This is a genomic window from Nocardia sp. NPDC058518 (assembly GCF_042719655.1).
Taxonomy (GTDB): domain Bacteria; phylum Actinomycetota; class Actinomycetes; order Mycobacteriales; family Mycobacteriaceae; genus Nocardia.
In genome coordinates this window covers 285,255-304,279 of record NZ_JBHXNJ010000005.1, presented here as the reverse complement: position 1 = coordinate 304,279, position 19,025 = coordinate 285,255, and the positions used below count along the sequence as shown (strand labels likewise).

Genomic DNA, 19,025 nt, shown 5'->3' with positions numbered 1-19,025 from the left:
GGTTGAGACGCTGTGTACAGCAATCCCCCACCCCGGTCACGGGATACCAGCTTCCATCGCCGGTGTTTCTACGATTTTTCTACGATTTACTTAGGATCTACAACACGTGTATCACCTATCTGTATTCCTGTTCGGTGGCGAGAAGACTGGTGAGACGGTCGAGTCGGGGGCCTGAAAGGTGTGCGGATCGAGCGCATGACTGGGCCCAGCGACACCGGAACTGAGCTGGACTCGAGGTTCGGCACAGGGCCGATTGACGTCACCGGCGACCATCGGACAGGCGCGATTGGGTGGCCGACCGAAGAACGTTGCACCGCAGCATGATGTCGTGACGCAGGACCCGCCAGCGGCCGAGGGGTCGACAGGCGCGGTGACCGAGCGGACCTCGCAGGCGATCACCGACTGGCTCGGTCAGAAGTCGGCCCTGTTCCAAGTAGTGGACTACCCGACACCTCGGCTGGACCTGTTCGGATTCACCACCGAACCCGGCTCTCCCAGCGAAGATCGCGTGAAGATCGTCGGCAGCCTCCGCCACTAGCGCCACCCACGATTCGCAGGGCATTGCATCCGTGCTGCCACTTAGGTTCTTCCGTGCCCACCCGGACGATAAAGCTGCTGGTCAACACTACTTTTTAAGAGGTGTTGCCCACTGGTAGCACGCAAATTCCGCCACCATTGCGCGGCACTCTCGAAGGAGAATCAGTCATGGCAAATGTAATCGTCGACGAAATGCGGTGCCTGGCCGAAACCAACGAAGCAGGCTCGGATGACATCTACGTGATGACGTTCCGCGGCCGAATTCCGTCAAACGGCAGCGTCGCCACAGACACCGAGTTCACCGTCCACGGCGGGATCGACTACTGGGTCAATTTCAACAGCGGCGAGAGAGGTCGCCGCGGTGTTGTGCTCGCAGCGTACGACCCGAGGTCCCTCTACATTGTGCAGATGGTCGAGAAGGACAATGGCCGCGATGTCGCCGGCAATGTGCGCGAGCTGTATAAATCCGGTCTCGAGTTGGCGTGGACCGCCGCGTTGGCTCGCACGATCGGGCATTCGGCCAGCGACCGGGTCGCCGTGCTCGTCAGCTCGATCACCAGCGCAATTCGAGGGCTCAACAGCCTCCATATGGAGCTCCCGAAGGGTAATGACGACGAGATCGGAGCGCCAAGGCGCCTGATCCTGCCGGCGGGCAACCCCTCGGCGGTGCTGCACTTCGTTGGAGACGGCGGTCATTACCGGACCGCCGTCAAGGTGGCCTGATCAGACTGCGCTATCGCGCAAAGCGTTCCGGACCCCGGTGAGGCCAGGTTTGCCTCCCCGGGGTTTCCGCGTTTGGGCCTGAAGCTCCCGGCCGACTTCCTCACGCGAGCTTGCTGATGGGGTCCCGTGGCAAGAGGGAGTCGAAGAACCCACACCGACAAGTGTCAAGTAAGGCCGGATCGACCCTCTCTACACGATCTTCGCAGCGGCCGCAGTGTGTTGTTAGGGGGTACCCCAGATGGACGGCGAGCTCAACTGGTCTGGACCTCTGCGAGTTCTGTCCCGACGGGGTCAGGAGCCTGAGACTCCAGATCGATCCAGCCGATGACTTCACCGTCCTCACGTCGGTGCGGGATCCATTGGGCGGGAATGGACTTCATGATCATCAGACTGTCCGGACCGGGCTGGTCCCACTGGGCACGTGCAGACGACTTCGGACATCTGCGCACGACTTCGAACATCGACAACACGTTTGTCCGACACCCTGGTTCGCCCGCTCGACCGCGACAGTGAAGGTGTTGAGGACCGAAACGATTCTCGACAGCAAGGTTCGCGATGCGACCCTGCGACGCACCCGGGTCCAGTCACCCAGCGTTGAGGTCAATTTCATCGAGTAGACCAACAGCGTGCCTTCCGACTCGACCTTGGCGTATGCGGACCATCATGGCGAAGCTGAGATGGTAAGCGGCGGTGTTGAGGGCTACAAGTTCGGCTCTCGCGGCTGCGATCTCATCACTATCGAGGTGTTCTGCCCCAGTTCGCGCCGTCCGCACCAGTAACTCGAGTCGACCGCCTGCTTGTGCAAATGCCGGATACACAGTCGTGTCAACGAAGTCCCGGATATCGCGGCCGAAGTAGGCACCTACCACGGCGAGGCGGCTGTTCAGTTCGTCGTTCCATTCGAGAAGCGTGCTGTCGTACTCGAGGAGGCGGCTCTCGAGCAGCTCCAGGGCGACTCGCCCCTCGGCATACCCGGCGACCGACCACAGCAGTCGCTGCATCCGATACGCGCGTTTGTCCACTAGCGCGGAGGTGGTCCGGCAGACGTCGCTGGCTCTACCCAGATCCTCTTGACGCAGCCGCTCAGCATTCTGATGTCGCCACGCGCGTTGCTGCAGGAAGCTCGCAAACACACCACCGATGATCGTCGTCAGTACGAACCCCAGTGCGATCGGAACCACTTGGTTAGTCAACGAGCCCCCGTGCAGTCGTGTGCTGATGCCCGCAAACGGGGAACACCCCTGCGAGTCTGACGATGATTCTGCCGATTCCGGCTATGCAAGTCGATCGGGACTGCTGCACGAGGACCACTCTGTGTCGCGAATCGATCGATTCTCGATGAGACACGGATGTCGAATGCACTTTCATGGCGACGCCTGCGCACTCCATGGGCTGAGAGGTCAAGACTCGGCGGTCAAAAGCCGCCGATCCCAAAGCTGGTATGAGCACTGACGTGTACCGAACGCCCGCTCGCGGGGCTTGGAGGTCGGGGCGGGTCCGACGGGATCTGGTACGGGGAACGCCATGGGGCGGACGCTACGGTCTGCCACACGGTCTCGAAGTCGACGCCGCATGTATGCGCGAGCGCCGCGCAAGCCTGCTCATCCCAGTGCAGCTTGGACGCTCCGGTGTCGTGGAAGGCCTTGACCAGCTGCTGTGGCAGATCCAGGGTGGTCGAGACCTCGTCGGTGTCGGTGTCGGTGTCGGTGTCGGTGTCGGTGTCGGGGAAGATATGGATTATCCCTTCGGCTTGGTCGACCCGGTAAGACCACCGGACGTCCATGGCGGCGCAAATTATCTTGGCCCGCTGCCGGCTTGCGCGCTGCTCGGCCTCACGTGCGAGTTGCTCGGCCTCACGCACTCGTGCCTGGATCTCCTCCCGCACTGGCCGGTATGCCTCCTCGACTCGTTGGTACCGCTCCTGGTACCGCGCGAGCACCCGCGCTGGCGCCTCTTCGAAAACTCGGCCCCACAGCCGTCGGGCGGATGCTCTCAAACCTGGTGACGGGCGCACCAATCCCTTGTTCCGCATCAGCCCGCAGCCTTGTAGAAACTGCTTCTGGGCTTTGCAGACCTCTGTCTTCGCCCTCGAGTGGGCCTCAATCCAGCGGGCCACCTCATCCTGGTCACCACGAACCGCCGTCGTCTGGGCCTGAATCCAGCGGATGACCCCATCCTCACCACGAATCGACATCCCTCCGGAATCAGAGGGGACATAGCCGACGAAGTACACATCGAGACACATGCCGTCGGCGCTCGTGTTGATCGCGTATTTCCCGGGCTCGAGACGGCGGATTCGGCCGTACCGGTGAGGTGTCACATTTACCATCGGCGCGCTCCATAGCCAGACTGTGCTTTCCACCCTAACCGCCCGGCCGATTGCAGTACCGGCGTTTGTCCTACCTCGGCGGATAGCGGGCGAACTGGCAGCTGTCGAAGAGAATCGATCGTTTTACGACACTCACCCCGCGCCAACCGGGGCCGTCATTGTCCGAACTCGTTTCAGTGATGTTCGAGGTCGTCTTCAATCGCTGGTCACCGACGGGGCGGGCGTACCGATCAGGTGGTTGGGGCGAGCATTTCGAGCACGTCCTCAATGGGGCGCACGTCACCGAATGAGCGATAGATGGTGTGCAGGGCAGCGTTATGGTCCTGGTCGCAGCGGGCATCGGCGACCATGATCACCCGGAAGCCGACAGTGGCAGCGTCGCGCGCCGATGACTCGCAACACACGTTGGTGACGGTGCCGGTGATCAGGACCGTATCGATGTTTCGCTGCGCGAGCAGTTTCGGCAGCACGCATCGGTCGGGGAAGAATGCGCTGAAGGCGGACTTCTCCACGAACAGATCGACGCTGTGGGCGATCATCCCAGGCCATAGTCGCGTATGAATCGGGCCGGAACCACCTGAACTGCTATAGATCTCAGCGATCGAGCGCCCGAAGAACTCGATCTCGCGAGGGGTCGGTGTGGTGGATGCGGGTGTCACCCAGGCCACAACCCCGCCGGCTGCGCGCAAGGCTTCGGCGATGAGGTTGATGTTGGGCACGATCGCGCGACAGTGGGCGCTATCGGATACATGGAATGGCACCATGTCGATCACTACCAGGGCGGTTAGGCGGGGGTCGAGTTCCGGAAAGGCGAACCGGCGGCCGCGGCGTGCTTCGTGGCGCGCGTACTCGCAGGCGTCGATCCGCCACACGTGCGTTTGGAGGCTGTCCTCGCTATCCACAGTGACGCAGTCTGTCACGGCCTGGACGGTTGTCAGCAACGATCGTCTCTAGGGCTCGATCCTCAGAACAGAACTTTGCGCCCCCGCTGAGGGTTGTGGTCGACCTCGAACATCAAGCGGACTTCGACCACGGAGGCTGGGCCAGCCTGAGACGATGGCATCGACTGCGGCCGCACTGATTCGGGTCGAAGCAGGCGGCCGACCACACCATCGGAAGGACCTCATGGCCTGGAATTCTGCAGGAGACACCGTGTTCGGGCCGATAGCCGAGATTCTGCTCAAATGTGATGCACCTCCAGAATTCATCACCTCAACCCTCACCACTGTCATTGACGGGCTCTTCCACAACGATTGGGGCCACGACGGGGCGCTCAGCTCCCTCGCCGAGTTCGCCAAGCACCCCGCGGTCGTCGCGGCCTTCAGGAACAACGACGTCCCCGACCCGGACGACCCCTGAGTACGCCCTCATCGTTGCCGACCTCGAACTCGCCGCAACACCGTCAGCAGGAGCACTCGACAACCCACCCACCTGAGCACGGGCTCGCTCCGGCTGCGGCCAGTACATAGATGCCGAGACCGAGATCTGGGACTGACCCGCTCGGGGTCAAGTGCGAGGGTCGGGATCGGCGCGCTTGATTCGCTGTTGCCCGACTTCGAAGACGACGTGGCGGGTCGGAACTCAGCGTCCCCGGTCGTAGCCGCGTTGATTCTCGCGCTGGACTCTGGCGATGGGGTTCTCGTCTTGTAGTTTCCACTCGGCGAGAGCACCAGTCGCTGACGGTCCGGGCCGGGCCCGACCCTCCTCAACTCGTCCAGCAGGTCCAGGAACTCGTCCTCCATGCCGATCATCTGGCTCCCTCCCCGTGACATCACCGCCCCGTCCACGCTACGCCGAACAGCCCGCCCCGCCCCGGCGCTCCAGGCAACATGAACAGATGACCACCGCCGCGAACCTCGAACCGCCCCTGCCGTTTTCACCAACAGCGCAGCAGGCGCTGCATGACCTGGCAGTCCACGCGGGCACCGGGTTACCATCGTGTGCGGTTTCCCCGCTGCGGGTAAGACCACCGCCACCCAGCTGCTGGCCGAGCTTGTCGACCCGATCGTGCTCGACAAGGACACCTTCGCGCCGCGGCTCGAGGAAGACTGAGGATATTTTTCGAGTTCGCGAAGGCTTACACCACCAGCACGGTGCGACGGTTCCGCTCGGGCGCACGCGATTCCGGTAAGGATGCGGCGATGGCGTCTGTGCTGGGGCGCTACCTGGGGCCTAGCAGATCCCATCGGTTGCCTGCGATGTCCAAGAAAACCGCGACACGGCCGTACGGCTCGGACCGCGGTTGTGTCACGAACTCGACGCCTGCTGAGACCAGTCGCGCATATTCCGGCTGGAAGTCGTCGACCCGCAGGAAGAACCCCACGCGACCCGCAATCTGACCTCCGACGATGTCTGTCTGCCGATCGCCATCTGCCCTCGCCAGCAGGATGCCGGTTTGTGCACCTGGTGGACGTACAACCACCCATCGCTTCGGCCTGCCATCGTTGGTTAGAGACGGCCCGTCCTCGACCAGTTCGAAGCCCAACACCGCGACGAAGAACTCGATCGCTGGGTCGTACTCGTCCACCACGATCGCCACCAGCTCCAGATGCATCGTCTGAGCATAAGGAGCTACAAGAAAGTGTCACCGAGCTCTTCCACCAGAGTGATCAGGTGGCACTGTCCTCGACGACGTAGCGACTCAGAAACGGGCACTGCGGACTGTGACGGCCACGCGTCGGAGCCTGCCTCGTATCCGGCTGTCGGTGTCGGGCACCAGTTTCAAGCCGACCGTGTCCGCGATTCGGTCGGCTACCGCTGACACTGGGGTCGTGTCGGTCCAGATATGGTCGGCGAACTCAGGCTTGCTCAGCTGCTCGAGACAGAAGTCCAGCCTGTCCACAGCGAACTGCTCTGCACGCAGCAACAGATCGCCCTGGCCAACTGCTCGCAGTATGGGAGCGAAGCCGAGCCCACGGTCGCGCAGACGATCCAGAACTGTTTCCCGACGGGCCAACAACGCGAAATGGCGCACATCGTGGCCCGATTCGCGCAACCTTCCGACCGTCTCGTCGAAGTATCGGGGGTCGGCGACAGTCATCGGGGCGACCACCACACCCTCGTGCTCGCGAAGCACATGGTCCAGAACTTCGAACACGCCTTGCCGCCAGCTCGGATAGTCCTGAAAGTCGGCCCGGAGCCTGCGCGGCATCATCCGGTGCAGCCCGTATCCCACCATTTCCGGATCGCACACGACACTGCCGGGAAGCCGGCGATGCAGCTCGAATGCGGTCTGTGTCTTTCCCCCGCCAAAGGGCCCGTTGATCCAAAGCAGCATGGCTACAACCCTATCCACACCCGGTGGTCGGGGCTGTGAACAGACGCCGCGGCGTTCGTGGGTGAGATGAGTAGTGTCTTGGCAGTGATCGTTGCTGTAGAGGGGCCGAGCGCTGCCGGGAAAACGACGTGGTGCCGGGCTAACGGGCGGCAGTTCGTCGCCGAATACGCTCCCACGGGTATGGAACCGGACGGATCCGACTTGGCCGAGCAGGCGGCGTACTGGGTGAGCGTGAACTCGCAGAGGTGGGCGCAGGCGCGGAAGCTGGAAGACGCCACCGGCGCCGCGGTGTGTGACAGTGACCCGCTGAAGCTGCACTACAGCTGGTGTCTTGCGGCTGTCGGCGCAGCCCCGTTCTCACGGTTCGAACACATGATCAGGTTTCTGTCTAGGTCGATCGCCGACGTGTCAGGGATGGGAGCTCGTCGACCAGGCTGTCGAGCAGGTCCACGTCATGGCGATCCGGGCGCGGGGACGCCACCGTGTCGAGGTCGAGGGCAGACGGAAAGCTGTCGAGGATACGGCCGCCGTCAAGCCGTTCCAAGGCTGCGTACAGAGATGGTGGTCAGCCACAGTTCGGCGATTGGTTCAGATGCCGTCAGGATTCACCAATGAAGGACGTCACGGTTCACCGTTGGAGCCAACTGGATTGCAAACGGTAGCGGGTCCCGCAGCCATCAGTGGTTCTCGTAGCGCGCTCAGCGCCGATTTCCATGGAAGCGGTCCAGTGTCGGTGTCCTCGGTAATGCGAACGAATCGCACGCCCCACTCCGCAAGACGTTCGCGTGCTTGGCGTACGGCCGGGAAGTTCATCTGCTCCTGCTTCGCGTGCGGGATCGCCACAACGGGCAGCCCAGCGCCGACCGCCTCGACCAGTAGGGCGAGCGGCAGCGTGTCGCCTATGCCGGTCGCCCATTTGGCCAGCGAGTTCGTGGTCAATGGTGCGACGATGATCGCGTCGGCGGGAGGCAGCAGGTCGTCGGTTCCCGGTTCCTTGAACACCGAGCGCACCGGGTGACCGGTCTGCGCTGCCAGCGCTTCGACGTCGAGAAAGCGGACACCGTTTGGCGAGGCGACGACGCACACGTCCCAGCCGTCAGCTTGCGCGAGTTCGACCAGTTCGCCGACCGTGTCAGCTGGTGACGCGCCGGTCACGATCGCATACAGCACCCGAGTTCGCTCAGTCATGAGCCCATCATGGCAGCCTGACCAGGCGCTGTCCGGGCTAGACCACCGCTACGCCTACACGGTGGGCGAGGTTGCCCAGGTCGCCCGCGGTGAGACTGCGCCTGGCTTCTCGCATCATCTGAGCGACTACCTCCTGCACGGTATCCATGTTCCGGACATGTTCTGGCGCAGTGCTTTCAGCTCGAAGTAACGCATCGAGGGCGATCGCGTGGGCACGACGCGATGCCGCTGCACGCCCGACCTCGACCCAGTACTGAGCGGCCCTGCCCGGGGTCGGCAATGTCTGCGGTTTCAGCTTCCTCGCCAGATCGAGCACGGTATCTGGCTCACGTGCTTCCATGGCGACCGACATCTTCCACAGCGCCACGTTCGATGAGCCGAAAGTGGTGTTGGCGATGATGGTGGAATGATCGGCCGGGACAGAGCGGTCAAGCCGTGCGGCGTACTCGGCCGCGTGTTCCAGGTGATCGCGGGGATCGCCGCCGGTGGTCGCTGTCGCCAACGATGCCTGCAAGTGCAGCATCCCGACTGTCTGCACATCGTTGGCGGTCTGCGCTCGTGATCCGACCACGGCCGCAGTGCTTTCCGCACGATCCAGGGCGGCCTTCGACGAGGTCGGTCGAGCCAGTAGGACCTGGCTGCTGACAAACGCTGCCGCCGCGATCCCCGGTCTACTCTCGATGGTGCGAGCAGCGTCTTCGGCGGCCCGCGCGGCTGACCATGCGACCGCGAGCTGTCCTCGGGCGCGCATCACCACGGATGTGTCGAAAGCGACCTGTGTCAATGCGTCCCAGGCGATGCGCTGGTCACCACCACGGCTTTCGTGTGCGTGCCGGTAGAGGTCGGTGATCAACGGCCCCACCAGCAACGCGAAAGTGGTGTACTCGCCGGCCATGTTGAGTCGCGTGACCGACCGGGTGGCGGCGAGGAGCGCGGAGATCGAGCGCAACGGCCCGTTATCGGTGATGTTGCCTGCGGTCCAGAACGCGGTTTCGATGTCGCTCACCAGAGCGGTGAAGTCGTCGGCCTCGGCCAGCGGTACGCCGGCTCCGGCGGATTCTTGATCAGGCGAGCCCGCGACGGGCATCGCGTTTCGTTCCAGGCTCAGTTCGCTATTGGTCGCCACACCATCGGTGTGCGAGGCAGCACCGCGTCGACGTGCATCTTTCGAGTGTCTAGCCCTCCAGGCGACTTCGCCTTCGGCGACGATCTGCTCGAATCGTTCGCGGTCTTCTGGCGTCGTACGTTTCGCGTAGGTGGTGTCCAGGATCTCCTGCTTTTCGGAGCGGGGTTTGACCGCGCTCAGGCCCGACCGCCAGTTGTTGATCGTGGTGGTCTCGACGCCGAGCATCGCGGCGAACTGCCGGATCGGCTGTCTCATCGCCTCTTGCAGCGCGGCAGCTTCGAAGCCGGTCCACTCCCGCCCTCGTATCATGCGACCCCCTACTTCCAGCTCCTGAACTGGGAAATGCCTACGGTACGCCCACGCTACGCCACCACTGTGCGGTTCCTGCCAATGCTGTTGGCGGGCAACGATTGAAACCAGAACCCGCTCGGACAATCGGTGGCGAAACTGCCGAACGGATGGACCTCGTTGTTTGGAAGCGTCACAGAAGGGCCCGCGCATGAAACATTCGGACGAGCTGAACTCACAGCCCGCGGTGAGGCGTGACCAGTCCTCGGGCGCTAGCACGATCTCTTCCGCCGACACCGTCACTGCAGCCGAGGCCACCCACAACCAATCTCGGGCCGAACTTGTCAGAACGCTCGAGGCGATGGCGCAAGACGGGTGGATCAAGACAGCGCCCGATGTACCCATAGCCAAGGCCACCGACGCTGCGACGGCGTTGTCTGGAGAGTTCCAATGATCCAGACCGGCGCACCCAGGGCATGGACCGAATCGCCCCGCTCACGCTGCCAGTTCTACCGGAGCGTGTGCTCGCTGCCCACCGTGATCGACCCGGAAACGGGGCGGATCACGATGCGGGCCGGTTTTGTCGGGACGGTGATGATGCCGACCGAACTCGCTCAGCAGGTCAAAACCAGTCTCGATCTTCGCGGTGTCGCGCCGTTGTCGATCGTCGGTCACCCACGCGCGGAAATGTGGACATTCCTTGTCCGGGCAGATATTCGGCCGATCGGGGACCCCGCCGAGGTAGCGCGCTTGTGGAAGGCGCGGGTGGTGGTGATCCGAGACGGCGACATCGCGTTGCCGTCCCCGGTGGCGGACCCGCTGATGGTTCGCACGTGGGTGTCCCCGGCCACCAGTGCTTTTCGTCCCTCGGGGCTGTGGTGATCGAATGCGCGCTATCGATCTTGAGACAGACCCGGCAGTGAACAGCGGCTGCCGATCGCCTCGCCCTGACGAACCAGATATTCGCCTTTCGGTCGAATTGGCCGGTGTGCGCGTGCATTTCGCCGCGTGCCTGACGGCCGCGCTGGTGTTCGTCTGTGATGTGGCTGCCCGCCGTCCCGGCACCGTCGCTGTCTATCCCGGTCACTGCACCGGATTGCCCCGCCTTCCAAACGAGAGATTGTTCCTACAGCCCTGACCTTGCGCACAGCACGCGCCCCTCCGACCGCCCGAATGACCTTGGCACGACTGCCCGGTGAGACCGAGCGACACCTCACTCGGGCTGTGCCCCGCGCCAAGGCAACCCCCGGAGTCGTCCCCAGCGACTACCAGGGCCACCCCAGCCCCGCGAACTGCACCGAAGCCGCCGATGGATTGCTGCTGCCGTGCTGGCCGGGCTCGCAGCACTGTCAGTGGTGACGGTGGTGACGGCCCCGGTGTGAGTGCTCGTTCGACACCAGAGTGCCAACTGACCTCCTCCGATTGAAGCCAGACTGCGGCCGCGGGCAAGTGGTCGCTGCGTTCCCACCGCCGCGACTTCGCCACGCGCAGTGCATCTTCAGTCATCCTCTTGCCTTTCGTACCACTCGATCCTATATTTGTTTTTCGCCTTAACAAATCATCTCGACCGTCCGGAGCGAACCTGTGAGTCGATTTACGCCAACCCCCGCCGACAAGTTCAGCTTCGGTCTCTGGACGGTCGGATGGCAGGGGCGCGACCCGTTCGGAGATGCCACGCGTCCGCCGCTCGATCCGGTCGAGGTCGTGGGGCGACTGGCCGAACTCGGCGCCTACGGGGTGACCTTCCACGACGATGACCTGATCCCGTTCGGGGCTTCGGAGGCAGAGCGAGCAGCGATGATCAGCCGCTTCCGCGCTGCGTTGGATGCCCATTCCCTCGCGGTGCCGATGGCAACGACGAATCTGTTCACTCATCCGGTGTTCAAGGACGGCGCTTTCACCGCCAACGACCGGGATGTGCGCCGCTACGCGCTGCGCAAGACCATCCGGAACATCGATCTGGCGGTGGAACTCGGCGCGTCGGTGTATGTGGCCTGGGGTGGCCGCGAAGGCGCGGAGTCCGGTGCCGCCAAGGATGTTCGCGTGGCGCTGGATCGCCTCGCGGAGGCTTTCGACCTGCTCGGACAGTACGTGACCGAGCAGCGGTATCCGATCCGCTTCGCGATCGAACCGAAACCGAACGAGCCGCGCGGGGACATCCTGCTGCCGACGATCGGGCACGCACTCGCCTTCATCGGCAAGCTCGAGTATCCCGACCTGGTCGGGGTGAATCCCGAGGTCGGTCACGAACAGATGGCCGGGCTCAACTTCGCGCACGGTATCGCCCAGGCGCTGTGGCACGACAAACTGTTCCACATCGATCTCAATGGTCAGCACGGGCCGCGATTCGACCAAGACCTGCGCTTCGGCGGCGGGGACCTGCGCCAGGCGTTCTGGCTCGTGGATGTACTCGAACACGGCGGCTATCAGGGACCACGCCACTTCGACTTCAAGCCCGCGCGCACCGAGAACGCGGCGGGCGTGTGGGAAGCGGCAGCGGCCTGCATGCGTAACTACCTGATCCTCGCCGAGCGGGCTCGCGCGTTCCGCGCCGACGAGCAGGTGCGACAAGCGCTGCGCGACTCCCGACTCGACGAGCTCGCGAAACCGACCGCGGAGGACGGCTTGGCCGCGTTGCTCACGGATCGTTCGAGTTTCGAGGACTTCGATGTCGAGGCCGCGGGTGCGCGGGGCATGGCCTTCGAACGGCTCGACCAATTGGCCCTCGAGCATCTGCTGGGCACCCGCTGATGGCCGAGGAGAAACCGACGACAGACGCCGTGTACGAACCCGGCACCGCCTTCGCCGACGCCGTCGACACAGTGGCCGCCGGAGAATTCGGCGCGCGCGAGGCCGCCGCTGCCCTGCTCGCACGCCTGTCCGAAGCCGAGAAGTTGTTCCTGCTCGACGGGGATCTGTCGATGTCGCGGGGACTTCTTTCGGCGGCCAAGGGGTACAACAGGATTCCGTACGAGGCCGGGCGGATCGATCGGCTCGGCATTCCCGGTATCCGGTTCAGTGACGGCCCCCGCGGAGTCGTCATGGGGTCCTCGACCGCGTTCCCGGCCGCCATCTCCCGAGCCGCGTCCTGGGATGTGGATCTGGAACGCAGGATCGGCGCGGCGATCGGCGCCGAGGCACGCGCCCAGGGCGCCAACCTCTTCGCCGGTGTCTGCGTCAACCTCGCGCCCGCGCCGGGATGGGGACGATCCCAGGAATCCTACGGCGAGGACCCGGTCCTGCTGGGTGCCATGGGCGCGGCGCTGGTTCACGGGGCGCGGCCGTGGGTGATGACCTGCGTCAAGCATTTCGCGCTCAACTCCATGGAGGAGGCCCGCTTCCAGGTCGACGTCCGGGTCGCCGAGGATGTCCTGAGAGAGGTCTACCTCCCCCACTTCCGCACCGTGATCGAGGCGGGCGCGGACGCGGTGATGAGTGCCTACAACTCGGTCAACGGCGAGTGGGCCGGTCAGAACCGGCATCTGCTCACCGAAATCCTGCGCGAGGACTGGGGTTTCACCGGTTTCGTGATGACCGACTTCGTCTGGGGCCTCCGAGATCCGATCGGATCGGTGGCCGCCGGGCAGGACCTCGAGATGCCGTTCCGTCAACAGCGGGCCGCCGCGCTGCCGCGAGCGTTGCGCGAGGGCCGACTACGGACGGACGATGTCGAGCAGGCCGGTATCCGATTGATCGCGGCGCAGGTCGCGCTCGCACTGCGGGCCGAACCGACACCCGACCTCGATGTGGTCGCCTGTGCCGAGCATCGCGCCCTCGCGCGAGAGGCCGCACGCCGCGGATCGGTCCTGCTCCGCAACGAACACGTCGCGGGTGAGCCCGCGCTGCCGTTGACCGGTGATGCTGTGGACCGGGTCGCGGTACTCGGCAGACGCGCCGCGACAACCAATCTCGGTGACAACGGTTCATCCAAGGTCCATCCCCCGGTGACGACCAGCGTCCTCGAGGGGATGCGAGCCAGACTGGGCGACCGGGTCGTGCATGCCGATGAGCACACCGCCGCAGTCGCGGCGGCACAGTCCGCGAGCGCCGCCGTTGTGGTCGTCGGTCTCGGCGCCGAGGACGAGGGCGAGGCGCTGGTGGCCATGGACGCCGATGCCGTCCGGTTGTTCGGCGGTATCACCCGCTGGCGACCGGTGGCCGGTGTACTCAGCAAGCTGACGACCACGCTGCTCGGGCGAGCGAAAATGGGCGGTGACCGACGTGATCTGCGACTGCATCCGGACGATATCCGGCTCATCGAGGACGTGCGCGCGGTCAACGACCGCACGATCGTCGTGATCGTCGGCGGTGGCACCGTCGTCCTCGACCCCTGGGATCGCGACGTCGCGGCGGTACTCCTCGCGTGGTATCCGGGTATGGAAGGCGGTCACGCCATCACCGACATACTGCTCGGTGACAGCGAACCGGGCGGCAGGTTGCCAGTCGTCATTCCACGTCGGCAGGCAGATCTTCCCGCCCCGGATTGGGCGGCACGCACCATCGAATACGGTCGGTGGTGGGGTCAGCGCACACTCGATCGCGACGGGATCGAGCCCGCTTACCCGCTCGGTTTCGGTCTCGGCTACACGACATTCGCGTTCGACGACCTCCAGATCGGACCGGTGAACGGCGATCGCTTCGGCGCCCGAGTCACCGTGGCCAATACCGGTGACCGACCGGGCCGTCATGTCGTCCAGATCTACGCGGTCAGCGGTACCGACCTCCTCACGGTCCGGGAACTGGTCGGATTCCGAGCTGTTCAACTGGACCCGGGCCGGCGCCTCACCATCGAGATCGATTGCACGACAAGGCCATTACAGCGATGGGTCGGAAACGACATGGTGACGCCGACAGCGGAGTTCGCCATCGAGGCCGCGGCCTACTGCGGGGATCCACATGGCTCGACGGCAACCTTGTCGCTCACGAGGTGAGCGAATACCCGCGGTACCCGCGAATGAACCACCGGATCGGTCAGGAGCGAACGACGACATGTCTCATCCCCGCATCGTGATCGGCGTCGACAGTTCGACGCAAGCCACCAAGGCATTGGCGGTCGATATCGACACCGGAAGGATTCTCGGCACGGGCCGAGCCGCACACACCGTCAGCACCGGCACCGCCCGCGAATCCGGCCCGGACCGCTGGTGGGACGCCTACTGCGAGGCGGTCGCGGCAACCGGCCACGCCGCCCGAGCCCACGCGGTGGCCGTCGCGGCTCAACAGCACGGGCTGGTCACCCTGGACTCTTCAGGCAAACCGGTGCGTCCGGCCCTGCTCTGGAACGATGTCCGTTCCGCACCACAAGCCCGGGCGATGATCGAAAGGTTCGGTGCCGAGTGGCTGGCCGCTCGAATCGGTTCGGTACCGACCGCATCGTTCACGGCGACCAAGTGGGCCTGGCTGCGAGCCAACGAACCCCGCAACGCCGATCGCACGGTGGCCGTGCGTCTGCCCCACGACTATCTGACCGAGCGACTCACCGGCGCGGCGGTCACCGACCGCGGCGACGCGTCGGGGACCGGCTGGTGGAACGCCGACGGCTACGACCGCGAGATACTCGACCACATCGCACTGGACCCGGCCGCACTGCCCACCGTTCTACGGCCCGGTGCCCATGCCGGTGTCACCAGATCCGACGGTCCGACACCCGCGGGTATCGCGGTCGCGGCCGGTACCGGAGACAATATGGCCGCGGCGCTCGGGCTCGGTCTGGAACCCGGCGTACCCGTACTGAGCCTGGGCACTTCGGGCACCGCCTACACCGTGGCTCGAACCCGCCCGAACGACCCGACCGGCGTCGTCGCCGGATTCGCCGATGCCACCGGCAGATGGTTGCCGCTGGCCTGCACACTCAACTGCACCCGCGCCGTCGACCACGTCGCCGGGCTCCTCAACCGCAGCCGAGAGGATGTCGAATCCGGCGGTTCGGTCACCGTGCTGCCGTACTTCGACGGGGAACGCACCCCCGACCTTCCGGCCGCCACGGGCTCGATCCACGGGATGCGCCACGACACCACCGCGGGCCAACTGCTCCAGGCCGCCTACGACGGTGCGGTCTTCTCCCTGCTGACCGCACTCGACCGGGTACTGATCTGCGACGGCGACACCATGGATCCGAGCCTGCCGCTGCTGGTGATCGGCGGCGGCGCGCAAGGCATTGCGTGGCAGAACACGGTGCGACGCCTGTCCGGTCGGCCGCTGATACTGCCCGCCACCGCGGAGGTGGTCGCCATGGGCGCGGCCGCCCAGGCCGCGAGCCTGCTGACCGGCGAACGCGCAGACGCCGTCGCCCGCCGGTGGCGGACCCGACACGGCACGACCCTCGACCCGCTGCCCCGTGACACGGCGACCGTCGAGCGGCTGTCCGCGACCCTGCGCGCGTCCGGGGCCCTGCTGGCCCCCGACCGATACCAGGTGCACACCGCCACCGCGAGAATGCCCGAATGAGCGACACGACACCCATACCGGCCTCGCAGCTCGGGATGCGACGACAGAACCTGGCACTCGTCCTGCGCCTGATCGCCGCACACACACCGATTTCACGTGCCACCGTCGCCGCACGTAGCGGACTGACCAGGGCCGCGGTCTCGAGCCTCGTCGACGAACTGATCACGACCGGCCTCGTGCGAGAAGGCTCGGCCACCACCAGCGGCCGCGCCGGACGCCCCGGCCGAATACTCGCCATGAACGACCGTGGACCGGCCGGACTGGGCATCGAAGTCGGTGTCGGCCACCTCGCCGTCTGCGTGGTCGACCTGCGCGGAGATATTCGCGTCCGGCGCAGGGTCGAGGTCGCCAACGCGCGACGCGAGCCCGCCTCCGCCCTCACCGCGCTCGCCGAGCTGACCGACGAGGCGTGTACCGAGGCCGCCACCCTCGATCTGCGGCCCCTTCCCCCCGTCCTGGCGGTACCCGGACTACTCGCCGACCGATCGGGAACGGTGGCCCACGCCCCCAATCTCGGCTGGCACAACGTGCCCACGACACGATTGTGGCCCGGAACCGCGCTGGCCCGGGTGGACAACGAAGCCAATCTCGGCGCCATGGCCGAACTCTGGACCGGACACGCCACCGCCGACTTCCTGCACATCTCAGCCGAGATGGGTATCGGTGCGGCACTGGTCGTCGACGGCCACCTGCACACCGGATCTCGCGGCTATGCGGGCGAACTCGGCCACGTTCCCATCCACCCCGAAGGACCACCGTGCACCTGCGGTGCCCACGGCTGCCTCGAGCAGTACGCCAGCCAGGACGCCGTCCTGCGCGCGGCCGAGTTGACCGAACGAGCGCGCGATGCCGATCCGATCACCCTTCTCACCGAACGCGCCGCCGCGGGCGACACCGCGACCCTGCGCGCGATCCAACGCGCCGGTGACGCCCTCGGCATCGCACTGGTCACCGCGATCAGCCTCGTCGACCCAGCAGCAGTCGTCCTCGGCGGCGCCTACGCCGAATTGGCGCCATGGCTGCTGCCCCACATCCGCAACCAGCTACGGTCCCGGCTCACTGTGCGTCCCTTCGACACCGAAGCCATCACCGCGTCCGCACTCGGACGTGGCGGTCCCGTACTCGGCGCGGCCCTGACCGGAATACAACGAATTCTCGCCGCCCCCGGCACTTTCGACGCAGAACAGCCTCCACCCGAAACGATGCCGTAGCCAAGCGGTGACGGCGCCTCGACGGACTCGGCGTGAAGGACCGGCTGCCGTGCCTGCTGCCCGAATTCCCCGCGCAGGTCACCCACACCTCCAACACCCGGCTCCGACCTGCAACTCGGCACCGGGTCCACCACATCCGAACCGGTCAATCCCCCACCGGCGGCAGCCAGCGTTCGAACACTAGCTGTGAGTGTTGATTTCACTCTCCTCGAGAGATGCTCACTGCGGTATCAGAACCGAATCGATCAGGTAGACAGTGGCGTTGGCGGTATCGACGCCACCGCAGATCACTGCGGCGTCGTTGACTTTCAGGTCGTCACCGGAGCCGGTGACAGTCACCGTGCCACCCTGCACCGTCGTTTGTGTGCCCGCGATGGCGTTCGGCGCGATCCGGCCGGGCACTACGTGATAGGTGAGAATCTTCTCCAGTGTGGGGGTGTCGGTCTTCAAGCTCTCGATGGTGGCCGGGTCGATCTCGGCGAAGGCTTCGTCCACCGGCGCGAAGATCGTGAACTCGCCACCGTTGAGGGTGTCGACCAAGTTGACCTGCGGATTCAGCTTGCCCGACACCGCGGCGGTGAGGGTGGTGAGGAGCGGATTGTTCGAAGCCGCCACTGCCACCGGTTCTTGGGCCATGCCTTCCACCGACCCCGGACCGGTCGGGACTTGCGCTGCATACTCAGCGCAGCCCGGGCCCACCAAGTTCGCCCCCACACCGGCACCCGTTGTCGGCGACATCGGTTCCGTCGACATCGATCGCGTTGTCGTCATCGCCGCCGAGTCCGACGACGAATCATCTGACGTACAGGCCGTCAGGCCGAACAACGCCAACGCCGCCACCCCGGCTCCTGCGACACTCACTCGTACGTTGATACTCATCGCGTTCACTCTCTTCTCTTCCGACGAGGCGGCGGTCGCCACCACGATTTCCGACGGTCATCGAACTTTGTCCGTGTCACGCCAGCGGCCGAGGGGAAGGCCCGCCCGGACTCATGCGGGCTTGTGCGAGTGCAATCCGTGAGCTGATCAGAGTCGCTGAGTGGTCGCCGACATCCGGTTTGTCACTTCCAGTGATGCTAGAAGCGAAACGGACGGTATCGAGCAAACGATGCATAATTGATGCATGAAGCAGGTTCGTCCGACTATCGCGTCTCCGCAGCCTTCGAGCTCGTCGCGGCATTCGGATAGAGGACCTCGCGGCTCTGCGCCGCGGCTCGCAGGATGCTTTCGCTGATGAAGTCGCTGAAGCGGGCCATGTTCGCGAGACGGGTGGCGGTCGGGGTGCCGCGGCCGAAGATCTCGACACCCTGCCGGGTGATCTCGGCGACCTCGGCCATGCCGCGGGCACTGTCGATGGTCGCCTGATACCAGACGTTGTCGTCGACGATGTAGCGCACGCGGCGGCGTTCATCGGTTTCGCGGCGGACGAGGCCCTGTAGTTCGAGGAGTTTGATCGCCTTGGAGACCGACGGCGGGCTGATCTGGAGCCGGCCGACGACTTCCGATGCGGTGAGACTGCCGGTGTCGGCGGTGAAAAGACAGGTGAGCACCCGGGCTGTCGTTCTGGGCATGCCCTGTTGCATGAGCATGGTGGTGAACGTTTCCTCGTAGTCGCGCACGGATTCGACGTCGCGTCCGTGGCCGGGTGCTGGGGACGGCCGCTCTCGAGGTCCTGGCTGCGCGCGCCGCAGGGCGCGACGTTCGGTGGCGCGTTGGGCGAGGTCGGAACGATAGGCGGTTGGGCCGCCGTTGCGCATTACCTCTCGCGTGATGGTCGAGGTCGGACGATTCAGGCGCCGGGCGATCGCCGCGTAGGGGAGGTTGTCGGCCAGTCCCAGGGCGATCTGCCTGCGTTCGGCCTGGGTGAGCCTGCCTCCCGACATGATGATCTCCTTCGTT

18 protein-coding genes are annotated in these 19,025 nt (G+C 65.1%); 8 read left to right on the top strand and 10 right to left on the bottom strand.

What is annotated here, in order from left to right:
• Window positions 1-328: 328 nt before the first annotated feature.
• Window positions 329-538 (top strand): hypothetical protein, encoded by a 210-nt coding sequence (locus tag ACFWPX_RS12210; RefSeq protein ID WP_378927479.1) that lies wholly within the window; start codon window positions 329-331, stop codon window positions 536-538.
• Between the two features lie 101 nt (window positions 539-639).
• Window positions 640-1,260, top strand: a complete 621-nt coding sequence (locus tag ACFWPX_RS12205; RefSeq protein ID WP_378927478.1) for a hypothetical protein — start codon at window positions 640-642, stop codon at window positions 1,258-1,260.
• A 251-nt stretch (window positions 1,261-1,511) separates the two neighbouring features.
• Here the strand turns inward: ACFWPX_RS12205 and ACFWPX_RS12200 are convergent, their stop codons facing one another.
• The 4 genes from ACFWPX_RS12200 to ACFWPX_RS12185 form a co-directional block, all read right to left on the bottom strand.
• Window positions 1,512-1,640 carry a hypothetical protein gene (locus ACFWPX_RS12200; RefSeq protein ID WP_378927477.1) on the bottom strand — a complete coding sequence of 43 codons (129 nt, stop codon included), beginning with the start codon at window positions 1,638-1,640 and terminating at the stop codon, window positions 1,512-1,514.
• 204 nt (window positions 1,641-1,844) lie between these two features.
• The gene (locus ACFWPX_RS12195) at window positions 1,845-2,441 is read right to left on the bottom strand and encodes a hypothetical protein (protein ID WP_378927476.1); all 597 of its coding nucleotides are present in this window, start codon (window positions 2,439-2,441) and stop codon (window positions 1,845-1,847) included.
• Window positions 2,442-2,674: 233 nt separating this feature from the next.
• Window positions 2,675-3,589 (bottom strand): hypothetical protein, encoded by a 915-nt coding sequence (locus ACFWPX_RS12190; RefSeq protein WP_378927475.1) that lies wholly within the window; start codon window positions 3,587-3,589, stop codon window positions 2,675-2,677.
• Between the two features lie 230 nt (window positions 3,590-3,819).
• Window positions 3,820-4,491 carry an isochorismatase family protein gene (locus ACFWPX_RS12185; protein ID WP_378927474.1) on the bottom strand — a complete coding sequence of 224 codons (672 nt, stop codon included), beginning with the start codon at window positions 4,489-4,491 and terminating at the stop codon, window positions 3,820-3,822.
• A gap of 154 nt (window positions 4,492-4,645) precedes the next feature.
• Here ACFWPX_RS12185 and ACFWPX_RS12180 point away from each other — a divergent pair, with 154 nt between their 5' ends.
• The gene (locus ACFWPX_RS12180; RefSeq protein WP_378927473.1) at window positions 4,646-4,948 is read left to right on the top strand and encodes a hypothetical protein; all 303 of its coding nucleotides are present in this window, start codon (window positions 4,646-4,648) and stop codon (window positions 4,946-4,948) included.
• A gap of 802 nt (window positions 4,949-5,750) precedes the next feature.
• On the opposite strand, the gene ACFWPX_RS12175 is transcribed toward ACFWPX_RS12180, so the two are convergent.
• The 4 genes from ACFWPX_RS12175 to ACFWPX_RS12160 all read right to left on the bottom strand — a co-directional run bounded on the left by ACFWPX_RS12175 (window position 5,751) and on the right by ACFWPX_RS12160 (window position 9,771).
• Window positions 5,751-6,143, bottom strand: coding sequence for a VOC family protein (locus ACFWPX_RS12175; protein ID WP_378927472.1), 393 nt, complete (start codon window positions 6,141-6,143; stop codon window positions 5,751-5,753).
• A gap of 87 nt (window positions 6,144-6,230) precedes the next feature.
• A complete protein-coding gene (locus tag ACFWPX_RS12170) occupies window positions 6,231-6,866 on the bottom strand; it encodes an AAA family ATPase (protein ID WP_378927471.1) in 636 nt (211 codons plus the stop codon).
• Between the two features lie 621 nt (window positions 6,867-7,487).
• Window positions 7,488-8,054: a flavoprotein gene (locus tag ACFWPX_RS12165; RefSeq protein ID WP_378927470.1), complete on the bottom strand. Its 567-nt coding sequence runs from the start codon at window positions 8,052-8,054 to the stop codon at window positions 7,488-7,490.
• Window positions 8,055-8,091: 37 nt separating this feature from the next.
• Window positions 8,092-9,771: a hypothetical protein gene (locus tag ACFWPX_RS12160; protein ID WP_378927469.1), complete on the bottom strand. Its 1,680-nt coding sequence runs from the start codon at window positions 9,769-9,771 to the stop codon at window positions 8,092-8,094.
• Between the two features lie 147 nt (window positions 9,772-9,918).
• Between ACFWPX_RS12160 and ACFWPX_RS12155 the strand changes: the two genes are divergently transcribed.
• The 5 genes from ACFWPX_RS12155 to ACFWPX_RS12135 all read left to right on the top strand — a co-directional run bounded on the left by ACFWPX_RS12155 (window position 9,919) and on the right by ACFWPX_RS12135 (window position 17,126).
• A complete protein-coding gene (locus tag ACFWPX_RS12155) occupies window positions 9,919-10,350 on the top strand; it encodes a DNA-directed RNA polymerase subunit beta (protein WP_378927468.1) in 432 nt (143 codons plus the stop codon).
• 702 nt (window positions 10,351-11,052) lie between these two features.
• On the top strand, window positions 11,053-12,219 hold the full coding sequence (xylA, locus tag ACFWPX_RS12150; protein WP_378927467.1) for a xylose isomerase: 1,167 nt from the start codon (window positions 11,053-11,055) through the stop codon (window positions 12,217-12,219).
• Entirely contained in the window at window positions 12,219-14,399 is a 2,181-nt protein-coding gene (locus tag ACFWPX_RS12145; protein WP_378927466.1) for a glycoside hydrolase family 3 C-terminal domain-containing protein, read from the top strand. The genes xylA and ACFWPX_RS12145 overlap by 1 nt, the downstream gene beginning before the upstream one ends.
• Window positions 14,400-14,457: 58 nt before the next feature.
• On the top strand, window positions 14,458-15,915 hold the full coding sequence (gene xylB, locus ACFWPX_RS12140; RefSeq protein WP_378927465.1) for a xylulokinase: 1,458 nt from the start codon (window positions 14,458-14,460) through the stop codon (window positions 15,913-15,915).
• Window positions 15,912-17,126: an ROK family protein gene (locus tag ACFWPX_RS12135; protein WP_378927464.1), complete on the top strand. Its 1,215-nt coding sequence runs from the start codon at window positions 15,912-15,914 to the stop codon at window positions 17,124-17,126. The genes xylB and ACFWPX_RS12135 overlap by 4 nt, the downstream gene beginning before the upstream one ends.
• Before the next feature lie 219 nt (window positions 17,127-17,345).
• Here the strand turns inward: ACFWPX_RS12135 and ACFWPX_RS12130 are convergent, their stop codons facing one another.
• Together ACFWPX_RS12130 and ACFWPX_RS12125 are read right to left on the bottom strand one after the other, a co-directional pair.
• Window positions 17,346-18,005, bottom strand: a complete 660-nt coding sequence (locus ACFWPX_RS12130; protein WP_378927463.1) for a fasciclin domain-containing protein — start codon at window positions 18,003-18,005, stop codon at window positions 17,346-17,348.
• 263 nt (window positions 18,006-18,268) lie between these two features.
• Complete coding sequence (locus ACFWPX_RS12125; RefSeq protein WP_378927462.1) at window positions 18,269-19,009, bottom strand: helix-turn-helix domain-containing protein; 741 nt, start codon at window positions 19,007-19,009, stop codon at window positions 18,269-18,271.
• Window positions 19,010-19,025 lie beyond the last annotated feature (16 nt).